General features: G+C 66.6%; 19 protein-coding genes, 1 tRNA gene and 1 riboswitch. Of the genes, 6 read left to right on the top strand and 14 right to left on the bottom strand.

Annotation, left to right across the window (positions count from 1 at the left end; all coding sequences use genetic code 11):
* Positions 1-2: 2 nt before the first annotated feature.
* A complete protein-coding gene (locus AB4Z16_RS16545) occupies positions 3-479 on the bottom strand; it encodes a MarR family winged helix-turn-helix transcriptional regulator (protein ID WP_441512446.1) in 477 nt (158 codons plus the stop codon).
* A gap of 197 nt (positions 480-676) precedes the next feature.
* On the opposite strand from AB4Z16_RS16545, the gene AB4Z16_RS16540 reads away from it, so the two are divergent.
* Together AB4Z16_RS16540 and AB4Z16_RS16535 are read left to right on the top strand one after the other, a co-directional pair.
* The gene (locus tag AB4Z16_RS16540; RefSeq protein ID WP_441512445.1) at positions 677-1,768 is read left to right on the top strand and encodes an NADH:flavin oxidoreductase/NADH oxidase; all 1,092 of its coding nucleotides are present in this window, start codon (positions 677-679) and stop codon (positions 1,766-1,768) included.
* A gap of 83 nt (positions 1,769-1,851) precedes the next feature.
* Positions 1,852-3,345: a carboxypeptidase M32 gene (locus tag AB4Z16_RS16535; protein WP_441512444.1), complete on the top strand. Its 1,494-nt coding sequence runs from the start codon at positions 1,852-1,854 to the stop codon at positions 3,343-3,345.
* Positions 3,346-3,599: 254 nt separating this feature from the next.
* Here the strand turns inward: AB4Z16_RS16535 and AB4Z16_RS16530 are convergent, their stop codons facing one another.
* From AB4Z16_RS16530 to AB4Z16_RS16500, 7 genes are read right to left on the bottom strand one after another with little or no spacing between them, the layout of a single operon-like run.
* On the bottom strand, positions 3,600-4,652 hold the full coding sequence (locus tag AB4Z16_RS16530; RefSeq protein WP_441512443.1) for an ABC transporter substrate-binding protein: 1,053 nt from the start codon (positions 4,650-4,652) through the stop codon (positions 3,600-3,602).
* On the bottom strand, positions 4,649-5,851 hold the full coding sequence (locus tag AB4Z16_RS16525; protein WP_441512442.1) for an NAD(P)/FAD-dependent oxidoreductase: 1,203 nt from the start codon (positions 5,849-5,851) through the stop codon (positions 4,649-4,651). Before AB4Z16_RS16525 ends, AB4Z16_RS16530 begins: the two co-directional genes overlap by 4 nt.
* On the bottom strand, positions 5,848-7,236 hold the full coding sequence (locus tag AB4Z16_RS16520) for an FAD/NAD(P)-dependent oxidoreductase (protein WP_441512441.1): 1,389 nt from the start codon (positions 7,234-7,236) through the stop codon (positions 5,848-5,850). Before AB4Z16_RS16520 ends, AB4Z16_RS16525 begins: the two co-directional genes overlap by 4 nt.
* A complete protein-coding gene (locus AB4Z16_RS16515) occupies positions 7,233-7,541 on the bottom strand; it encodes a (2Fe-2S)-binding protein (RefSeq protein ID WP_441512440.1) in 309 nt (102 codons plus the stop codon). The genes AB4Z16_RS16520 and AB4Z16_RS16515 overlap by 4 nt, the downstream gene beginning before the upstream one ends.
* 5 nt (positions 7,542-7,546) lie before the next feature.
* Positions 7,547-8,341: an ABC transporter permease gene (locus tag AB4Z16_RS16510; RefSeq protein WP_441512439.1), complete on the bottom strand. Its 795-nt coding sequence runs from the start codon at positions 8,339-8,341 to the stop codon at positions 7,547-7,549.
* An 11-nt stretch (positions 8,342-8,352) separates the two neighbouring features.
* Positions 8,353-9,207, bottom strand: coding sequence for an ABC transporter permease (locus AB4Z16_RS16505; protein WP_441512438.1), 855 nt, complete (start codon positions 9,205-9,207; stop codon positions 8,353-8,355).
* The gene (locus AB4Z16_RS16500) at positions 9,204-10,253 is read right to left on the bottom strand and encodes an ABC transporter ATP-binding protein (protein WP_441512437.1); all 1,050 of its coding nucleotides are present in this window, start codon (positions 10,251-10,253) and stop codon (positions 9,204-9,206) included. The genes AB4Z16_RS16505 and AB4Z16_RS16500 overlap by 4 nt, the downstream gene beginning before the upstream one ends.
* 174 nt (positions 10,254-10,427) lie before the next feature.
* Here AB4Z16_RS16500 and AB4Z16_RS16495 point away from each other — a divergent pair, with 174 nt between their 5' ends.
* On the top strand, positions 10,428-11,246 hold the full coding sequence (locus tag AB4Z16_RS16495; RefSeq protein ID WP_441512436.1) for an IclR family transcriptional regulator: 819 nt from the start codon (positions 10,428-10,430) through the stop codon (positions 11,244-11,246).
* Positions 11,247-11,336: 90 nt separating this feature from the next.
* Positions 11,337-11,651, top strand: coding sequence for an Rdx family protein (locus tag AB4Z16_RS16490; RefSeq protein ID WP_047580587.1), 315 nt, complete (start codon positions 11,337-11,339; stop codon positions 11,649-11,651).
* Positions 11,652-11,762: 111 nt separating this feature from the next.
* On the opposite strand, the gene AB4Z16_RS16485 is transcribed toward AB4Z16_RS16490, so the two are convergent.
* From AB4Z16_RS16485 to thiO, 4 genes are read right to left on the bottom strand one after another with little or no spacing between them, the layout of a single operon-like run.
* Positions 11,763-12,371 (bottom strand): thiamine phosphate synthase, encoded by a 609-nt coding sequence (locus tag AB4Z16_RS16485; RefSeq protein ID WP_441512435.1) that lies wholly within the window; start codon positions 12,369-12,371, stop codon positions 11,763-11,765.
* A 14-nt stretch (positions 12,372-12,385) separates the two neighbouring features.
* On the bottom strand, positions 12,386-13,156 hold the full coding sequence (locus tag AB4Z16_RS16480; protein WP_441512434.1) for a thiazole synthase: 771 nt from the start codon (positions 13,154-13,156) through the stop codon (positions 12,386-12,388).
* 1 nt (position 13,157) lies between these two features.
* The gene (gene thiS, locus AB4Z16_RS16475; RefSeq protein WP_441512433.1) at positions 13,158-13,355 is read right to left on the bottom strand and encodes a sulfur carrier protein ThiS; all 198 of its coding nucleotides are present in this window, start codon (positions 13,353-13,355) and stop codon (positions 13,158-13,160) included.
* The gene (gene thiO, locus AB4Z16_RS16470; protein WP_441512563.1) at positions 13,339-14,334 is read right to left on the bottom strand and encodes a glycine oxidase ThiO; all 996 of its coding nucleotides are present in this window, start codon (positions 14,332-14,334) and stop codon (positions 13,339-13,341) included. The genes thiS and thiO overlap by 17 nt, the downstream gene beginning before the upstream one ends.
* 77 nt (positions 14,335-14,411) lie before the next feature.
* A riboswitch (TPP riboswitch) is annotated at positions 14,412-14,513 on the bottom strand.
* 197 nt (positions 14,514-14,710) lie between these two features.
* Between thiO and AB4Z16_RS16465 the strand changes: the two genes are divergently transcribed.
* Positions 14,711-14,801 (top strand) — tRNA-Ser (locus tag AB4Z16_RS16465).
* Positions 14,802-14,906: 105 nt separating this feature from the next.
* On the top strand, positions 14,907-16,010 hold the full coding sequence (locus tag AB4Z16_RS16460; protein WP_441512432.1) for a DUF6538 domain-containing protein: 1,104 nt from the start codon (positions 14,907-14,909) through the stop codon (positions 16,008-16,010).
* Positions 16,011-16,150: 140 nt separating this feature from the next.
* On the opposite strand, the gene AB4Z16_RS16455 is transcribed toward AB4Z16_RS16460, so the two are convergent.
* Positions 16,151-16,483, bottom strand: a complete 333-nt coding sequence (locus AB4Z16_RS16455; protein WP_441512431.1) for a hypothetical protein — start codon at positions 16,481-16,483, stop codon at positions 16,151-16,153.
* A 309-nt stretch (positions 16,484-16,792) separates the two neighbouring features.
* Entirely contained in the window at positions 16,793-17,338 is a 546-nt protein-coding gene (locus tag AB4Z16_RS16450; protein ID WP_441512430.1) for a GNAT family N-acetyltransferase, read from the bottom strand.
* Between the last annotated feature and the right edge of the window lie 6 nt (positions 17,339-17,344).

Raw genomic sequence — 17,344 nt, 5'->3', positions numbered from 1 at the left:
GTTCAGGCGGTCTGGCCGGCGGAAGCCGGCATCTGCATCTTGTCTTCCCGCTGGGGGCGGGTCTGTTCACGGATCGTGGCCAGCGTATCCAGCGCGGAAAGGATCGATCTTTCCTCCACCCCGCCAAGAACCTCCTGAGCAATCGCGGTGCGCACCTCATCGAGGTCGTCGACCAGCGCCCGGCCCTCCGGCGTCAGGTAAAGGCGATAGGCGCGGCGGTCGGCCGGGTCCTCGCGGCGCTCGATCAGGCTCTGCCCCTGAAGCCGGTCGAGCAACCTTGCGAGCGAAATCGGCTGCAGATCCATCTGCTCGGCCAGTGCCGCCTGGTTCAAGCCTTCCTGCCGCCGCAAGCGGGACATCACGCCCCATTGCGCCCGCGTCGTACCGTGCTGGCGCGCACGCTGATCGACATAGGTCCGCAGCAGGCGGGAGGTTTCGACAAGCTGGAACATGAATTCCCGCCGCAGTGGTCGCTTCATACAGAATCTCCGGAACGTAAGCCTGCTTATCGTATGCCAGATTACGGCGGTTTCGCGGTCGCACAATGTCGAACGCGGAATCGTGAGCAGTGCCGCAGCGTGGCGCGCATCCGATTTGCAAGGCTTGCTCTGGCCTCACGGGGGAAAGCGCTTCTAGACTGCGTTCCAACCTTCCCTCTTTGAGAAGCCTTTCCGACATGAGCCAGCTCTTCAGCCCCTATCAGCTCGGCAGCCTCACGCTCGCCAACCGCATCGTCATCGCGCCCATGTGCCAGTATTCAGCGAAGAACGGCTGCGCGACGGACTGGCACACCATCCATCTCGGGCATCTCGCGCTTTCCGGCGCGGCGCTGCTCATCATCGAAGCCACCGCCGTGGAGCCGGACGGGCGCATCAGCCCGTTCGATGTCGGCTTGTGGTCGGACGAAACGGAAGCAGCGCTGGGCAAGGCACTGGAAGCCGCCCGCTCCTGGTCCGACATGCCGATCGCGATCCAGCTCGGCCATGCCGGCCGCAAGGCCTCGGTGGCGCAGCCCTGGAAGGGCGGCGGCCAGCTCGGCCTCGACGAGGGCGGCTGGCATGTGCATGGGCCTTCGGCGGTCGGCTTCGAAAGCTATCCGCGCCCGCCGCGCGCCCTCACCCGCGATGACATCGCCCGTCTCATCGAGGCATTCGCGGATTCGGCGCGGCGGAGCGTCCGGCTTGGACTCGCGGCGATCGAACTGCACGGCGCCCATGGCTATCTGATGCATCAATTCCTCTCGCCGCTCTCGAACAAACGCGAGGACGAGTATGGCGGCTCTCTCGAAAATCGCATGCGCTTCCCGCTGGAGGTCCTCGACGCTGTGCGCTCGGTGGTGCCGGCTGGCTTCCCTTTGGGCTTCCGCATTTCGGGGACCGACTGGGTCGAGGGCGGCTGGGATGTCGAACAGAGCATCGCCTTTTCCATGGCAGCCAAGGCACGGGGCGCCGACTTCATCCACGTCTCCAGCGGCGGCCTGTCCACGGCCCAGAAGATCCCGCTCGGCCCGAGCTATCAGGTCCCGCTGGCACGGGCCGTGAAGCAGGCGACCGGGCTTCCCACGATCGCCGTCGGCCTGATCACGGAGCCGGAGCAGGCCGAGGCGATCATAGGCACTGGCGAGGCCGATCTCGTCGGGCTGGCGCGCGGCATCCTCTATGACCCGCGCTGGCCCTGGCACGCCGCGGCGGAGCTGGGCGCCAGCGTCAAGGCGCCCGACCAGTATCTGCGCTCGCAGCCCCGGCAGTATTCCAAGCTGTTCGCCTGACCAGCATCCCCCTCGTCATTCCGGGCTTGCCCCGGAATAACGGCGCATTTCCATGCAGAACGATCCCCCGTTCAAGGACGCCCATGACCGCCTATTCCGACCTCGCCGCCCATTTCGGCCGCATCGCCGCGCTCTCCAACGCCATCGGCATCCTGCAATGGGACAACGACACGATGATGCCCAAGGGCGCCGCCGAAACGCGGGCCGAGAGCATGGCGCTGCTGCATGTCATGCGCCACGGACTGGCGACCGACGCCCGCATCGGCGGCTGGCTCGCGGATGCCGAAAGCGACGACAGCCTCAGCGCCTGGGAGAACGCCAATCTGCGCGAGGTCCGGCGCGTCTGGACGGTCGACACCGCGCTGCCCACCGATCTCGTCGAGGCATCGAGCAAGGCGATCTCGGCCTGCGAGATGCGCTGGCGCCAGGCGCGGGCGGATTCCGACTTCGGCGGCCTGCTGCCCTATCTCGGAGAGGTACTGAACCTGCAGCGCCAGATCGGCAAGGCGAAGGGCGAGAAGCTCGGCGTCTCGCCCTATGACGCGCTGCTCAACGACTACGAGCCCGGCGGCAGCTCTGCGAAGATCGACGCGCTGTTCGACGACCTCGCTGCCTTCCTGCCCGGCTTCACCCAGGACGTGATGGCGGTGCAGGCGCGCCGGCCGGCCCTGCCGGCCCTCGAAGGCCCCTTCCCCACCGAGACACAGCGGGCGCTCGGCCTGAGGCTGATGTCGGCTTTGGGCTATGATTTCGAGCGCGGGCGCCTCGATATCTCGACACACCCGTTCTGCGGCGGCGCCGACAACGATGTCCGCATCACCACGCGCTACGACGAGGCCGACTTCACCAAGGCTCTGATGGGCGTCCTGCACGAGACCGGCCACGCGCTCTACGAGCAGGGCCGGCCGCAGGGCTACATGAACCAGCCGGTCGGCGCGGCGCGCGGCATGAGCGTCCATGAGAGCCAGTCGTTGCTGATGGAAATGCAGGCCTGCCGCTCACGTCAGTTCCTCGCCTTCGCCGCCCCGCTGATGCGGGAGAGTTTTGGGGGTCATGGCCCGGCATGGGAAACCGAGGCGATGTGGCGCCGCTATACCCGCGTCGAGCCCGGCTTCATCCGCGTCGATGCCGACGAGGTCACCTATCCCGCCCATGTCATCCTGCGCTACAGGCTGGAGAAGGCGCTGATCGCCGACGAGATGCCGCTGGCCGAAATGCCCGCCGCCTGGAACGCCGGGATGAAATCCCTGCTCGGCGTCACCGTCCCGGACGACCGCGTCGGCTGCCTGCAGGACATCCACTGGCCGTCTGGCGGCTGGGGTTATTTCCCGACCTATACGCTCGGCGCGATGACCGCGGCCCAGATCTTCGACGCAGCCTGCCGGGCCGAGCCCGCTATCCTGCCCGGCATCGGCAAGGGCGATTTCAGCCCGCTCGTCGGGTGGCTGCGCGCCAATATCCACGGCAAGGGCTCGTTGCTCTCGACCGACGATCTGCTCACCGAAGCGACAGGCCGGCCGCTCGACGCCTCGGTCTTCAAGGCGCATCTGCGCCGTCGCTATGTCGAGGAGGTGTGACGGCCGCGACGTTTCCCGTCATGCTCGGGCTTGCCCCGAGCATCTCGTGATATGCGGGGTCCCTGGCCTCCTCCGGCAAGAGATCCCCGGGTCTGCGCTTCGCTCCGCCCGAGAATGACGCCCGTTGAAAGGATGGCCGTTTCTCGATTCTCCTCAGCGGTTTGAGCAAGTCGGCTGCGACGAAACGCGAATCCCTTAAACCAGAACGGCCGGTCCTTACGGACCGGCCGATGCTTTATCGGAAGAGTGTCGGCTCAGCGCTCGATCATCTTGTTCCAGCGGCTGTTCCACTCCGGGCGCTTGGCGTTGATCGCGTCCCAATCCAGCACCACGGCAGTCTTCATGTTGGTGTGGAAGGCCTCGAGCTTCTTCTCGGCGTCCGCCGTTTCGGCCTTGGCCTGCGGGTTCGAGGGCACGACATTGCCGGCCGCCAGCGCCTTCGACTGCGCCTCGGGCGAGAGCAGGTAGGCGGCGAGCTTCTGCGCCAGCTCCTGCTCCGAATTGTTCGCGATGACGCACTGCGCGACCATCAGCACGACCGAGCCTTCTTTCGGCTGGGCGTATTCGACCGGGATGCCCTTTTCCTTGAGGGTGGCGACGGCGGTCGGCGTCAGCGGGAAGATCGCGGCCTCGCCAGTCTGGACCATCTCGGAGATCTTGGCCGAGTTGGGGATGAACTCGAGCACGTTCTTGCCGATGGTGTCGCGGAATTTGCCGAAGCCCGGCTCGACATTGGCCTCGGTGCCGCCCTGGATGCGGTTGAACATCAGGAAGGCGTGCAGGCCGAAGGACGAGGCCGAGGCCGACTGGAAGACGACCTTGTCCTTGAACTTGGGATCGGCGAGGTCCATCCAGGAGGTCGGCGCCGCCCAGCCCTTCTCGTCGAACATCTTCTTGTTATAGGCGAGGCCGGTCATGCCCATGTCGATGCCAACCGCCATGTCGTCCTTCATGCGGGCGCCCTTGTCGAGCTGAGCCAGCCCGGGGCTGTCCTTCATCTTCTCGCAGAGGCCGGCGCCGATGGCGCGGACCATGACACCGTCATCGAGGAACATGATGTGCATCTGCGGCTTGTCCTTGGCCGCGGTCGCCTTGGCGAGGATGTCCGAGGAGGTGCCGGGCACCACCACGATCTTGACGTTGTTGGCCTTCTCGAAATCCGGGAAGACGGCCTGGGTGAAGGTTCGCTCGAAATTGCCGCCGTTCATGCCGACATAGAGCGTCTTGGTCTGGGCGAAGGCGCTGCCGGCAGCGGTCAGCGCGAGCGCGGCGACGGTACCGGCCAAGGCGGTGCGACGAGTGATCATGAGTGGGCTCCCCTGCTTTGCGGCTCTGATTGCGAACGCGCATCCGAGCCGTGGCTGATGCGGTCCTGACCCGCCGGCCCGGAAGGCCGGCTGAAACGGGCGATGGAAAAGGCTTCGATCGGCGTGGAGGTGCGGCCATCGCGGACAAGCTCGGCCAGCACCTCGCCGACGCCGGGCGCGATCTGGAATCCAGCGCCGGTGAAGCCGAAGGCGTGGATCAGGCCGGGCGTGGTGCCGCTGAAGCCGATCACGGGATTCCGGTCCGGCATCGACGCCTCGGTCCCCGACCAGAAGCGGATCGCCTGGGCATGGCGCAGCACCGGGAAGATCTCGGCCGTGCGGTTCATGATCGCCAGCGCCCCAGCGCCGCGCGGACGCGAGAAATCGGCATCGTCGAGCGGCAGGGCGCGTTCGCCGCCGACGACGCAATTGCCGCGCTCGACCTGCCGGGCATAGATGCCGCCGCCCTCCATGCCGATATTGACAGTCATCACCGGCGCCAGCGGCTCGGTGACGATCATCGAAGGGTAGATGCGCGAGAGCGGCACCGGCTCGCCGAAATCGGCAGCGAAGCGATCGGCCCAGGCACCAGCGCTATTGATGACGATGCTGGCCGTCAGGCTGACGCCCTCGCCGGCCTCCAGCGCGAAGCCCTCGCCGTTGCGCGCGATGCCGGTGACCGGCGTGTTCTCCAGCACATGCGCACCGGCACGCCGGGCGGCGCTGGCGAAGGCCGCCGAGACGAGACGCGGATTGGCATGGCCGTCGCCGGCACAGAGCGAGGCACCGAGGATGCTGCCGTCGATCCAGGGGAAGCGCTCGCGCAGGCCGTTATGGCCGATGAGTTCGAGGCCGAGGCCCTGATCGGCAACCTCGGCCGCATAGGCTTCAAGGGACGCCATGTCGCCCTCGCTGCATGCGAGCTTGAGATGGCCGGAACGCAGGAACTCGCCGTCGATGCCGATCAGTTCCTTGAGGCGTGGCCAGACGGCATGGGCACGTTGCGACAGCGGCAGCTGCTCGCGCGGGCGGCCCTGCCGGCGAACGCCGCCATAATTCACGCCGCTGGCCTGCGCGCCGCAGAAGCCCTTGTCGAGCAGGGCGACGCTGAAGCCCATATTGCGCAGGGCCAGCGCCGCCGAAGAGCCGACCAGACCGCCGCCGACAATGGCGACGTCGATGTCGAGATGCCGGTTCATTCTGCCGCCTCCGGCAGCTCGGCCGCCAACTGCAGGGCGAGCGGGATCGGCTTTACCGGAGCCTGCGCCCTCAGCCTGCCGATGGCAGCGATGGGCTTGCCCGTCGCGGCGGCCAGCACCTCGGCGGAAGCCGCAGCGCACATCCGCCCCTGGCAACGGCCCATGCCGACACGGCTCACCGCCTTCAGCCGATTGATCTCGCTGATGTCCAGTCGGCTCGCGGCCTCTCGCACCGTCCCGGCGGTGATCTCCTCGCAGCGGCAGAGCGTGGTGGCGTCGTCGATCGCCCCCGCCCAATGGGCCGGGAAGGGAAAGGCAGCTTCGAGCACGTCGCGCAGCCGGCCGATGCGGGCAAGCTCGGCTTCGAGCGCAGAAGCACGCGTCTTATCGAACGCCAGGCCGCTGTCTTCCAGCAGTGCCAGCGCAGCACGCTCGCCGGCCCGTTCCGCCGCATCGGCTCCGGCGATGCCGGCGCCATCACCCGCGAGATAGACGCCCGGGACCGAGGCGCGGCCGGCGGCATCCCGTGTCGGCAGCCAGGCACGATCGCGCTCATTGAAGCGGAAGGCGCAACCAGCGAGATCGGCGAGTTGCGCCTCGGAACGGAGCGCAAGGCCGTAGCCGACGCCGTCGCAAGCAAGGCGCCGCTCGCGGCCGCCTTCGCGCCAGGCGACACCGGAGACCCTGCCCTCGCCCTCGATGCGCAAGCCCTCGATGCCGGTGCGGATGGCGACGCCCCGCAGACGCAGCTCAGCGACGAAGCGCATTCCACGCAGCACGATACCGGGATCGAGCGGCAGGGCCTTGAGCAGGTTGAGCTTGGCAGAGCTGGGGGCGGCGTCGAGCACCGCCGCGACCTCCACACCGGCCTTCATATACTGCCAGGCGACGAGGTAGAGCAGCGGGCCGGAGCCGGCGAAGACGATGCGGCTGCCAATCGCGCAACCCTGCGCCTTGAGTGCGACCTGCGAGCCGCCGAGTGTGAAGACGCCGGGCAGCGTCCAGCCGGGGATCGGGAGGACACGGTCGGTGGCGCCGGTCGCGAGGACCAGTCCGTCATAGGTGGCCCGGCGGGTCACGCCGGCAACTGCGATGTCGGCGGTGCCGTCGCGCAGGTTCCAGAGCAGTGCCTGCGGCCAGTAGTCGATTTTGCCGTCGAGCGCGGCGAAGGCGGCGTGAAGCCGCCCGGCCTTGCCTGCCTCGGAGCCGTAAAGGTCCTTGGTCGAGCGGCCATCCTGCACAAGGCGCTGCCGATAGATCTGGCCGCCGCAGGCAGGCGCCTCGTCCACCACCAGCGGGCGCAGGCCGGCGGCGACCAGCGCCTCGGCGGCCCGAATGCCGGCTGGCCCAGCGCCGATGATCAGGGGTTGCGGACGCGTGCTCATGCCGCCCTCCCGACGCCGGTCACGATCCGCATTCCCGGCTGCAACGGCGTCGTGCAGGCGCGCAGGCGCTCGCCCGTCTCGGTGGTGACCCAGCAATCCTGGCAGGCGCCCATCTGACAGAAGCCGGCGCGCGGCTCACCGCTGAACTCGGTGCGGCGCAGGCTGTCGACGCGGTTCAGGATCGCACTCAGCAGGGTGTCGCCGGCCCGGCCCTCGCAGGGCTCGCCATCAAGGGTGAAGGCGATGGCTGCATGATCCTTGCGGGTGATGCGATGGAGCAGCGGCTGCTTCTGGTTCGAAGACATGGCGATCACTTCTGACCGACGAGGATCTTGTCGAGCCCGAAGGCGCGGTCGAGGATCAACATGGCGCCAGCCGTCAGCGCGATCATCAGGGCCGAAACCGCCGCCATCATCGGGTCGATCGACTCCGTCGCGTACATGTACATCCGCACCGGCAGCGTTACCGTCTGCGGCGAGGTGACGAAGATCGACATGGTCAGTTCGTCGAAGCTGTTGATGAAGGCGAGCAGCCAGCCACCGGTGATGCCGGGCAGGATCATCGGCGCGGTGATGCGCCGGAACACCGTCCAATGCGAGGCGCCAAGCGTCATCGCCGCCTGCTCGGCGCTGCGGTCCATGCCCGACAGCCCCGCCATGACCAGGCGCATCACATAGGGCGTGACCACGATGACATGGGTGACGACTAGCCAGGCGAAGGAGCCAGTCGCGCCGATCAGGGCGAAGAGACGCAGGAAGGCGACGCCCAACACCAGATGCGGAATGATCAGCGGCGAGAGGAAGAGCCCGTTCAACGCATCGCGGCCGGGGAAATGGTAGCGGTCGATGGCGAGCGCGGCGGGCACCGCGAGCGCGACGGAGAGCGTCGCGGCCAGCGTCGCCAGCCACAAGCTGTTGTGGAAGGACGGCACGAAATCGGGGTGTTTGAAGATCGCCTCGAACCAGCGCAGCGAGAAGCTCGTGGTCGGGATCGAGAGCGTGTTCTCCGGTGTGAAGGCGACGAGGCAGACGACGACGAGCGGCGCCAGCACGAAGGAGACGACGAGGCCGTGGAAGAGAAGCGCGACGGGACCGTTGCGATGCATGGCGCGTCCCCTCAGCCCAGAGCCCGGCGGGCGCGCGTCTCGACGAGACGGTTGTAGCCCAGCATGATGACGAGGTTGGCGGCGAGCACGATGATCGCGATCGCGGCGCCCAGCGGCCAGTTCAGCTCGGACATGTATTCGTCATAGACCAGCGTCGCCGCCATCTTGAGGCGCCGGCCGCCGAGCAGGCCGGGAATGGCGAAGGCGCTGGCCGAGAGACCAAAAACGATCAGGCTGCCGGAGAGCATGCCGAGCGAGACCTGCGGCAGCACGATCCGGCGCAGCGCCGTGAAGCGCGAGGCGCCGAGGCTCCAGGCCGCGGCCTCGACCATCGGGTCGAGCTTCTGCAGAGACGTCCAGACCGGGATGACCATGAACGGCAGCATGACGTGGACGAGCGCGATCACGATCGCGGTCTCGGTGTAGAGCAGCCGGACGGGATTCAGGCCCAGCGACTGTAGCGCCTGGTTCAGCAGGCCGGCGGAACCGAGCAGCATGCTCCAGCCGAAGGCGCGGACCACCACCGAGACGAGCAGTGGGCCGATGATGACGAGCAGGAAGATCGAGCGCCAGGGATCGCCCATGCGCGCCAACACATAGGCCTCGGGTGCGCCGATCACGGCGCAGATCAGCGTCGTCAGCGCAGCCAGGCGAAGCGTGCGCCAGAAGATCGTGAGGTAATAATCGTCGGATGCGACGGTCAGGTAATGCTTGAGGGTGAAGCTGTCCTGGATGCCCGTGGTGTGATCATAGGCATGGAAGGACAGGATCACAGTCAGGATGAGCGGCAGGACCACCAATCCGAGGAACAGCAGCGTCGCCGGCGAGACGAGCAGCCATGGTGCCAGACCGCGCTGCCCGGTCATGCCGCCGCTCCCGCAGTCGCGACGACGGCACTGTCCGGCTGCCAGTGGAGCGCAACGCTTTCGCCTTCGCCAGCCGGCTCGCCACCCTGGTTCGGCGCCGAGACCAGGATCGGCCCGACCGGCGTCTCGACATTGAGGAGCCAATAGCTGCCGAGGAAGAAGCGGCTGGTGACCCTCCCGTCCAATAAACCCTGGCCGGCCGGCTTGAGCAGGATCTTCTCGGGCCGCAGCGTCAGGATAGCCGCAGAACCATCGGGCAGGCTCGCCGCCTCGCTGGGCAGCGCGACGCCGCCGGCCTCGGCCCTGCCCGCGCGCCAGACCGCATCGATGCGGTTCATCTTGCCGACGAAGGAGGAGATGAAGGCCGTCGCCGGGCGCTCGTAGAGGCGATAGGGCGCGTCGATCTGCGTCATGCGCCCCTGCTCCATCACCACGACGCGGTCGCTGATCGAGAGCGCCTCGGCCTGGTCGTGCGTGACCATGATCGTGGTCGTGCCGACGCTGCGCTGGATGCGGCGCAATTCGAACTGCATCTCCTCGCGCAACTTGGCATCGAGATTGGAGAGCGGCTCGTCGAGCAGCAGCACCGGCGGCTCGATGACGAGCGCGCGGGCGATGGCGACGCGCTGGCGCTGGCCGCCCGAGAGCTGACGCGGATAGCGCTCGGCAAAAGGCGCGAGATGGACGAGGCCGAGGATCTCCTTGACGCGCCGGTCGCGCTCGGCCTTGGCGACCTTGCGCATCTCCAAGCCGAAGGCGACGTTCTCAGCCACCGTCATATGCGGAAAGAGCGCATAGCTCTGGAAGACGATTCCGAGACCGCGGCGGCTCGGCTTCTCGCGGGTGATGTCGCGTCCGTCGAGGGTGATCGCGCCCTTGGTCGGCTCGACCAGCCCCGCGATCATCTGCAGCGTCGTCGTCTTGCCACAGCCGGAAGGGCCAAGCAGCGAGACGAACTCGCCCTTGGCGACGCTGAGATCGACATCCCTGACGGCGGTGAAGTCGCCGAAGACCTTGCTCAGCGATTGCAGCGTCAGGAAGCCCATGAACACCTCGATCGGCAGGCTTTCCGTTCGCCGGAAAAGCCGGACTGCGATGGCTCCAAGCAAAGGGAGACGACACAAATTCGTCAATCTTCAATTCCGCATTAGAGAATTTATGTTGACAAAATTTCTCTATGTAGAATTTTTATTGCTCCATTTCTCATCTGATTTTCTCAAATGCAAGCTGTCGACGAACCCGTTTCCTCGCTTCGCCGCGCGCTGGGGCTGTTGCGCATCCTGTCGAAGGGCGCTGGCGACGGCATGCGGCTGAAGGACATCGCGGAGGCTGCCGGCTGCGGCCAGCCGACGGCGCATCGCGCGCTGCGCGACCTGATGGCGGAGGGCTTCGTCGAACAGGCGGCGGGCGGCAAGCGCTACCGGCTCGCGCTCGATTTCTTCGTGATCGCCGCCCGCGCCGGACAGGCCGGTGGCCTGCGCGAGCTCGCCCGGCCCGCGCTGCTGCGGCTCTCGGCGACGCTGAGCGACACGATCTTCCTGCTCGTCCGCAACGGCTATGACGCGGTTTGCCTCGACCGGATCGAGGGCCCCTTCCCGATCCGCTCCTTCACCGGGGACATCGGAGGCAAGGTGCCGCTCGGCATCGGCCAGGGCAGCCTCGCCATGCTGGCCCATCTGCCGGAGGACGAGCGCGAGGCAGTGATCCGCTTCAACATGCCCCGCCTGCTCGATCGCGGCTTCTTCGATGAGGCCGCGTTGCGGAACGCCATCGCGACGGCCCGTGCGCAAGGCTCGGTCAATCTCAACACCGGCCTCATCCCTGGCATGGCCGGCGTTGCCGTGCCGGTCTTCGATGCGCGGGGGCGCGTCGTCGCGGCGCTCAGCGTCGGCACCCTCGCCGAGCGGCTGCGCGAGGACCGGCTGCCGAACGTCATCGCCATGCTACGCAGCGAGGCGGAGGCGCTGGGCGCCAAGCTCAATCCCTTCGACGTCGCACTGCGCTATCCCTCACGCAGCCTGAGCACGCTGGCGGGCTGACGGCGCCGGGCCGCCATGCGGCTTTCAGGCTTGCATCGCGGCGATGGAAGCGGGATGTCGGGGCGAACTCCTCTCGGATGGTAGCCTGTCATGACCCAGACCAAGCCCGCCCCCCGCATCGCCATCACCTATTGTTCGATGTGCAACTGGATGCTGCGCTCGGCCTGGCTCGGCCAGGAGCTGCTCTCGACCTTCGGGCAGGACCTCGGCGAGGTTGCGTTGATCCCGCGCACCGGCGGGATCTTCCAGATTCATTACGACGGCGAATTGATCTGGGACCGCAAGGCCGATGGCGGCTTCCCGGATTCCAAGGTGCTGAAGCAGCGCGTGCGCGACCGGCTCGACCCCGAGCGCAGCCTCGGCCATGTCGACGGCCACACGATGTCGGCGGAGGCGGAGAGCTGAAGCGCTGCCTCGCCGTCATGGTCGGGCCTGACCCAACCATCTCGGACACCAGCGCCTTCTTGTCATGCGATTCTCGGGTCTGCGGTTCGCTCCGCCCGAGAATGACGCCTGTCAGGCGAGGCGCCCGCGCGTCGCCGCGACCCAGGCCTTCAGGCGCCCCTCGGGATCGGCATTCAGCGTGATGTCGGTCACAGCTGCGACGATGTCGGCGCCGGCCTCGAAGACCCCAGGCGCGCGCTCCAGCGAGATGCCGCCGATGCCGACCAGCGGCAGATCGCCGATACGGCGCTTCCATTCGCCCAGCCGCTCCAGCCCCTGCGGGCCGAAGCGCATCTGCTTCAGAATCGTCGGATAAACCGGACCGAGCGCGACATAATCGGGCTTTGCCGCCAGCGCGCGTTCCAGCTCGGGCTCGTCATGGCTGCTGATGCCGAGCCTGAGCCCCGCCTTACGGATCGCATCGAGATCGGCCTCGTCGAGATCCTCCTGGCCGAGATGGATGAAGTCGCAGCCCTCGGCGATGGCGAGCTTCCAGTAATCGTTGACGACAAGCACGCAGCCGGCCGCGGCGCAGAGCGTCTTCGCCCGCGCGATCTCGCGTGCGACTTCGATCTCGGAACGATCCTTGACGCGCAGTTGCACCAGCTTGACGCCGAGCGGCAGCATCCGCTCCAGCCAGTCGGCGCTTTCGAAGATGGGGTAGAACGGATCGAGCTTCATGCGAGAGCAGACTTTCAGGCCAGGAAGGCTTTGCCCATGACGGGGGTGGAAGGAGCGGCCATGTCGCGCGCTTCGATCGGCTGCGCGGCGAAGGACTGGCGGCCGGCACGGATGGCAAGCGCGAAAGCCTCTGCCATCGCGGCCGGATCGCCCGCCTTCGCGACGGCGGTGTTGAGCAGGATGCCGTCATAGCCCATCTCCATCGCCTGCGCGGCGTGGGAGGGCAGGCCGATGCCGGCATCGACGACGAGCGGAATGTCGGGGAAGTGCTGGCGCATGCTGCGCAGGCCGTAGGGGTTGTTGAGTCCCCTGCCCGATCCGATCGGCGCGCCCCAGGGCATCAGCACCTCGCAGCCGGCATCGAGGAGGCGCCCGCCGACGACGAGGTCCTCCGTGGTGTAGGGAAAGACCTTGAAACCGTCATCGGCAAGGATGCGGGCCGCCTGGACCAGCGCGATCACGTCCGGCTGCAGCGTGTCGTCCTCGCCGATCACCTCGAGCTTGATCCAGTCGGTCCCGAAGACCTCGCGCGCCATCTGCGCGGTGGTGACGGCTTCCTTGACGGTGAGGCAGCCCGCCGTATTCGGCAGCACCCTGACGCCGAGCTCGCGGATCAGCGCCCAGAAGGCCTGACCGGCACCGCCGGCCGATTCCCGGCGCAGCGAGACGGTGACGACCTCGGCGCCCGAGCGCTTCACCGCCTCGGCCAGGATGGCGGGCGACGGATATTGCGCCGTGCCGAGGAAAAGCGGGTTCTGCGGCGCGAAGCCATAGAAGGATGCCATCTCAGCCTCCCTGCATCGGTGCGACGATCTCGATGCGGTCGCCCTCGCTCAAGGCGACGTCAGCCCGCTTGCGCGCCGCCACGAAGTCTCCATTCACCGCCGTCGCAACGATGCGGTCGGCAAAGCCGAGCTCGGCCAGCGCCTCGGCCAGCGTCTTCGCCGCGATCTCCTGCGGCGCGCCGTTAAGCAGCAAGGTCATGCAGCATCTCCGGTGTTGCTTGCGGGTTTAGCACGGCCTCCGCCGCCATCCGCGCCATGGCGGGGCTGAGCAGGAAACCGTGGCGATAGAGCCCGTTGACATGGATCACGCGGCCGCGGCGCGTCAGCCGCGGCAGGTTGTCGGGAAAGGCCGGGCGGGCATCGGTGCCGATCTCGACGACCTCCGCTTCGCCGAAGGCGGGATGCAGCGCATAGGCCGCGCCGAGCAGCTCCAGCATGGCGCGGGCGGAGATGCGGCTGCGCTCGCTGCTCTCGATCATCGTCGCGCCAACCATGAAGAGGCCGTCTGCGCGGGGCACGATATAGAGCGGGATGCGCGGATGCAGCAGCCGGACGGGCCGCGACAGCTGGATCTCGTCGCTCCGGAGGAGCAGCATCTCGCCCTTGACTCCGCGCAAATCGGGCAGGACATCGCGCGCCGCCAGCCCGCGGCAGTCGAGGACGATATCGGCATCGAGATCGGCCGGCTCGACCGTACTGCCGAAATGAAGGGCGGCCCCATTTGCGACGAGGCGTTCGGCCAGGGCTGCTATGGCTTGGCGCGGATCGAGATGCGCCTCGGCGGAGAAGAACAGGCCGCGCGAGAAGCGGCCGGCGAGATCGGGCTCCAGCCCGGCGATGGCCTCGCTGTCGATCTCCTCGAAATGGTCGGTGCGCTGACCGAAGCGGCGCAGCTCCGAACGGTCCCGGCTCGGCGCAACCACGAGCGTGCCGTTGCGAGCGACGCCGCCGGCATGGCGCTCCCACCAATCGGCCGCCTGCTGCCCGAGCCGAATCACCGGTTCTTCGGCGCTCTCGCCCTCGCACCAGGGCGCGAGCATGCCGCCGGCATACCAGGAACAGGCTTCGGCGCCGATACGCGGGCCGCGTTCATGCAGGACGACCTGCACACCCCGCGCCAGCAACTCGGTGGCACAGGCCAGACCGACGACGCCAGCGCCGACCACAGCGGCTGTCAGGACTGAGTGAGGACGTTCTGGCGTCATGCTTTCCCTGCTTCCGGGAAGGCAGCGGCCTGAGGCGCGAGCGAGGTGTCTGCGAGCCGAAGACCGTTCCCTTCGCCGGCATTACCCGGATCAGGTGCGATGGGTTGGCGCGAGCCACGCCTCTCAGCCTTTCGGCACCCCAACGGACAGCGCCAATTTAATGGCAGCGCCGCCGGGGAGCAAGCGGAGCCGGCGCAAGGCTCCGTTGCGGCGGCCTCGCACCTCCCGACCACGCCCTTCGCACGGGAGTGATCGGGAGGTGCGCCCGCGCGAATACACAGGTCGCGCGAAGGAAGTTGTCGGCGAGACTTGTCAAAGGCCTCTGCAATCGGGCATAGAGCCTCTCGCCGGAGACGTGGCCGAGAGGCTGAAGGCACTCGTTTGCTAAATGAGCATACCCCACAAGGGTATCGAGGGTTCGAATCCCTCCGTCTCCGCCATTTCCCCTAAGCCCTTGAGTGTCCTGAAAAAGCGTTGTTCCCCAACGGCTTTTCACATACCTCTGCTACAAATCTTGCTACAAAATCGCTCTGGCAGAGGGCACGATGGCCGGCAAAATCAGGAACCTGCTCCCCCGGAATGGCCGATACTATGCTCGGCTAACGGTGCCCGCTCCGCTTCGCCCGATCGTAGGTAAGCGGGAACTGACTGAGCCCTTGGGGGCCGACCGCACCGTCGCGATTCGCCTGCTCTCTTCTGCGATCCATCGCATGCAGATGGAACTTGATCAGGCCCGCGACCGCGTGACAGCCCTCAACCCTGCCGCACCGTCCCGCCGCCGCCCCATGAGCGTTCGGCAGATGGCCCTCGCCCACTATGGCCGGGAGCTTGAACAGGACGATGCGGCCCGGAGCCTGCCGACCGGCTATGATCCGGCACACGCGGCGATGTTCCGCCCGACCTACTTTTACGCGCTTAAGAGGGCGGCGAGCGGTGGCGCTGAAGATGACGAGCTTGCCGCCCTAATCCAATGGGCCGTTGACGAGTTCGCGAATGATGGCAGCCCCGTTCCGGTCAAGGGCACCGAGGAATGGCGAACGCTCGCGCGGATGCTCGCCGGCGTGAAAGCCGAGACGATCGAAAACCAGAACCGGCGCGACCGTGGCGAGCCGGATGGTCCTGCCAAGCATCCAATGCTGATCCCGGCGACGGAACTCCCCTCGACTGTCGCCGAGGCGAAGCCGGCCTATCGGATCACCCGGCAGGACGTGCTGGCCTACAAGAACGCCCTGCTCGAAACCTCTGCGAACTATACGAAGCGCTTCCCCGACAAGACGCTCCCCGAAGCGATCCGGTCGAACAAGGCTCGCAAGGAGCCCTTCCCGACGCTCAACGCCACAACCATCAATGACAAGTGGCTATCCCGGCTCAGCGCCATGCTGACGTGGTGCGTCAACAACAGCGTCATTCCCGACACCCCCGCGAAGGGCGTCCGCGTCGATCAGAGCAATCGCGATCCTGACGAGGACCGCGACTATTTTCGCGAAGCCGACCTCCAGAAGATACTCGCCGCGCCCCTGTTCGATCCGTCGCCGAAGCTAACTGAAAAGCGTTGGGCGATGCTCATCGCGCTCTATAGCGGCATGCGCACATCGGAAAATTATATAGGATATTATACCTATTATAGGCTTTCGATCTTGATGAACTGACATTCATGTGTCAGAATCTTCGCCGTTGAGTTGGTGAAGGTCGAGTTGTGTTCCGCGAGTTAGTCGGCAGCGTAAAGAAGTCGCTTCGTTTCGGATTTGAGAGGAAGTCGATTCCCCTTTCTGATCCCGTCGTGGCTGAGCTATTCGGCGCGCTGCCGACTGCTTCTGGTGTTTCGGTTACTGCGCATACCGCCCTCAAGGTTCCCGCAGTTCTTCAGGCCGTGCGCCTGATTGCCGAAACTGTCGGCTCGCTTCCTTGCAAGCTCTATCGAGACGCTAACGGCAGCAAGGAGGCTGCAAAGGATCACACCGGCAACCGCCTCGCGCACAACCGCGTCAATGGCGTTGCGGATCACGTAGACGATGCCGCTCACCACGCGCCGGTCATCCACCCGTGGCACGCCATGCGAGAGCGGAAAATACGCCTCCATCTGCGCCATCTGACGCTCGCACAGCAGAAAAAAATCATCCATCACAGCATCCTCCCGGACACCGTGAATCACAGATCGATCCAAATTGGCAGGTCCTGAGCCTAGATTGCCCGGTTCTCCGCCAGATCATCGGAGTCTGCGATCAGGCGATCTGGCGATTCAGCGTACCGTCTTCTTGTCCCGATTTTCCCGGGAACCGCAATCCGCGTCTGCGACGCACGGCGCTGCGGCGGTGCACATTTGACCTGTCTCATATGGATGCTCCGGAAAATCGCTCGAGGCGGACGCTCCGTACCGGCTGCCAGGTCTCGATGATGCGCCTTCGGTCCTGCGCGGTGTCGAGCGGCAGGCTCAACCCGGCGGGATAGGCTGCGTAGCGCCCGCACCGAGCGACCTTTGAACCATGACGCTGTCGGACCATTTGCCATAGCGATAGGCGACCGCCGGCAGCAGGCCGACGCGGGCGAAGCCGAAGCGCTCGTGCAGCGTCAACGACGCCGTGTTCTCGGCGTCGATATAGCCGATCATCTGGCGGAACCCGGCGGCGGCGCAGGCGTCGATAAGGGCCTGCATCAGCAGCCGCCCGACGCCGCGGCCGAGATGTTCGTGATGGACGTAGATCGAATGCTTCACCGTGAAGCGGTAGGCCGGGCGTTTGCGAAACAGCACGACATAGGCATAGCCGACGACGTCGCCGCCCCGCGTCGCCACCAGATGCGGCAGCCGGCGGTTGCGCAGGTTCTTGCGCCGGTCGCGCAGATCGTCGGGCTCCGGCGTGCCGGTATCCTCGACGCCGGCCTCGATGCCGCGGCGGATATGCCGGCGATAGATCGCCAGCATCGGCTCGACATCGGTATCGCGCGACGGGCGGATGAGGATGGGGAGGTCGCTCTCCATGGTTTG

It is taken from the genome of Allobosea sp. TAF32, assembly GCF_052113585.1.
GTDB lineage: Bacteria > Pseudomonadota > Alphaproteobacteria > Rhizobiales > Beijerinckiaceae > Allobosea.
Note: the sequence above shows the minus strand (reverse complement) of the source record. Positions and strands in the feature narration are given on the sequence as shown.

Coding starts and splice junctions, on each gene's coding strand:
- AB4Z16_RS16545 (WP_441512446.1), bottom strand. CDS start 479: ATGAAGCGACCACTGCGGCGGGAATTCATGTTCCAGCTTGTCGAAACC.
- AB4Z16_RS16540 (WP_441512445.1), top strand. CDS start 677: ATGAGCCAGCTCTTCAGCCCCTATCAGCTCGGCAGCCTCACGCTCGCC.
- AB4Z16_RS16535 (WP_441512444.1), top strand. CDS start 1,852: ATGACCGCCTATTCCGACCTCGCCGCCCATTTCGGCCGCATCGCCGCG.
- AB4Z16_RS16530 (WP_441512443.1), bottom strand. CDS start 4,652: ATGATCACTCGTCGCACCGCCTTGGCCGGTACCGTCGCCGCGCTCGCG.
- AB4Z16_RS16525 (WP_441512442.1), bottom strand. CDS start 5,851: ATGAACCGGCATCTCGACATCGACGTCGCCATTGTCGGCGGCGGTCTG.
- AB4Z16_RS16520 (WP_441512441.1), bottom strand. CDS start 7,236: ATGAGCACGCGTCCGCAACCCCTGATCATCGGCGCTGGGCCAGCCGGC.
- AB4Z16_RS16515 (WP_441512440.1), bottom strand. CDS start 7,541: ATGTCTTCGAACCAGAAGCAGCCGCTGCTCCATCGCATCACCCGCAAG.
- AB4Z16_RS16510 (WP_441512439.1), bottom strand. CDS start 8,341: ATGCATCGCAACGGTCCCGTCGCGCTTCTCTTCCACGGCCTCGTCGTC.
- AB4Z16_RS16505 (WP_441512438.1), bottom strand. CDS start 9,207: ATGACCGGGCAGCGCGGTCTGGCACCATGGCTGCTCGTCTCGCCGGCG.
- AB4Z16_RS16500 (WP_441512437.1), bottom strand. CDS start 10,253: ATGGGCTTCCTGACGCTGCAATCGCTGAGCAAGGTCTTCGGCGACTTC.
- AB4Z16_RS16495 (WP_441512436.1), top strand. CDS start 10,428: ATGCAAGCTGTCGACGAACCCGTTTCCTCGCTTCGCCGCGCGCTGGGG.
- AB4Z16_RS16490 (WP_047580587.1), top strand. CDS start 11,337: ATGACCCAGACCAAGCCCGCCCCCCGCATCGCCATCACCTATTGTTCG.
- AB4Z16_RS16485 (WP_441512435.1), bottom strand. CDS start 12,371: ATGAAGCTCGATCCGTTCTACCCCATCTTCGAAAGCGCCGACTGGCTG.
- AB4Z16_RS16480 (WP_441512434.1), bottom strand. CDS start 13,156: ATGGCATCCTTCTATGGCTTCGCGCCGCAGAACCCGCTTTTCCTCGGC.
- thiS (WP_441512433.1), bottom strand. CDS start 13,355: ATGACCTTGCTGCTTAACGGCGCGCCGCAGGAGATCGCGGCGAAGACG.
- AB4Z16_RS16460 (WP_441512432.1), top strand. CDS start 14,907: ATGGCCGGCAAAATCAGGAACCTGCTCCCCCGGAATGGCCGATACTAT.
- AB4Z16_RS16455 (WP_441512431.1), bottom strand. CDS start 16,483: ATGGATGATTTTTTTCTGCTGTGCGAGCGTCAGATGGCGCAGATGGAG.
- AB4Z16_RS16450 (WP_441512430.1), bottom strand. CDS start 17,338: ATGGAGAGCGACCTCCCCATCCTCATCCGCCCGTCGCGCGATACCGAT.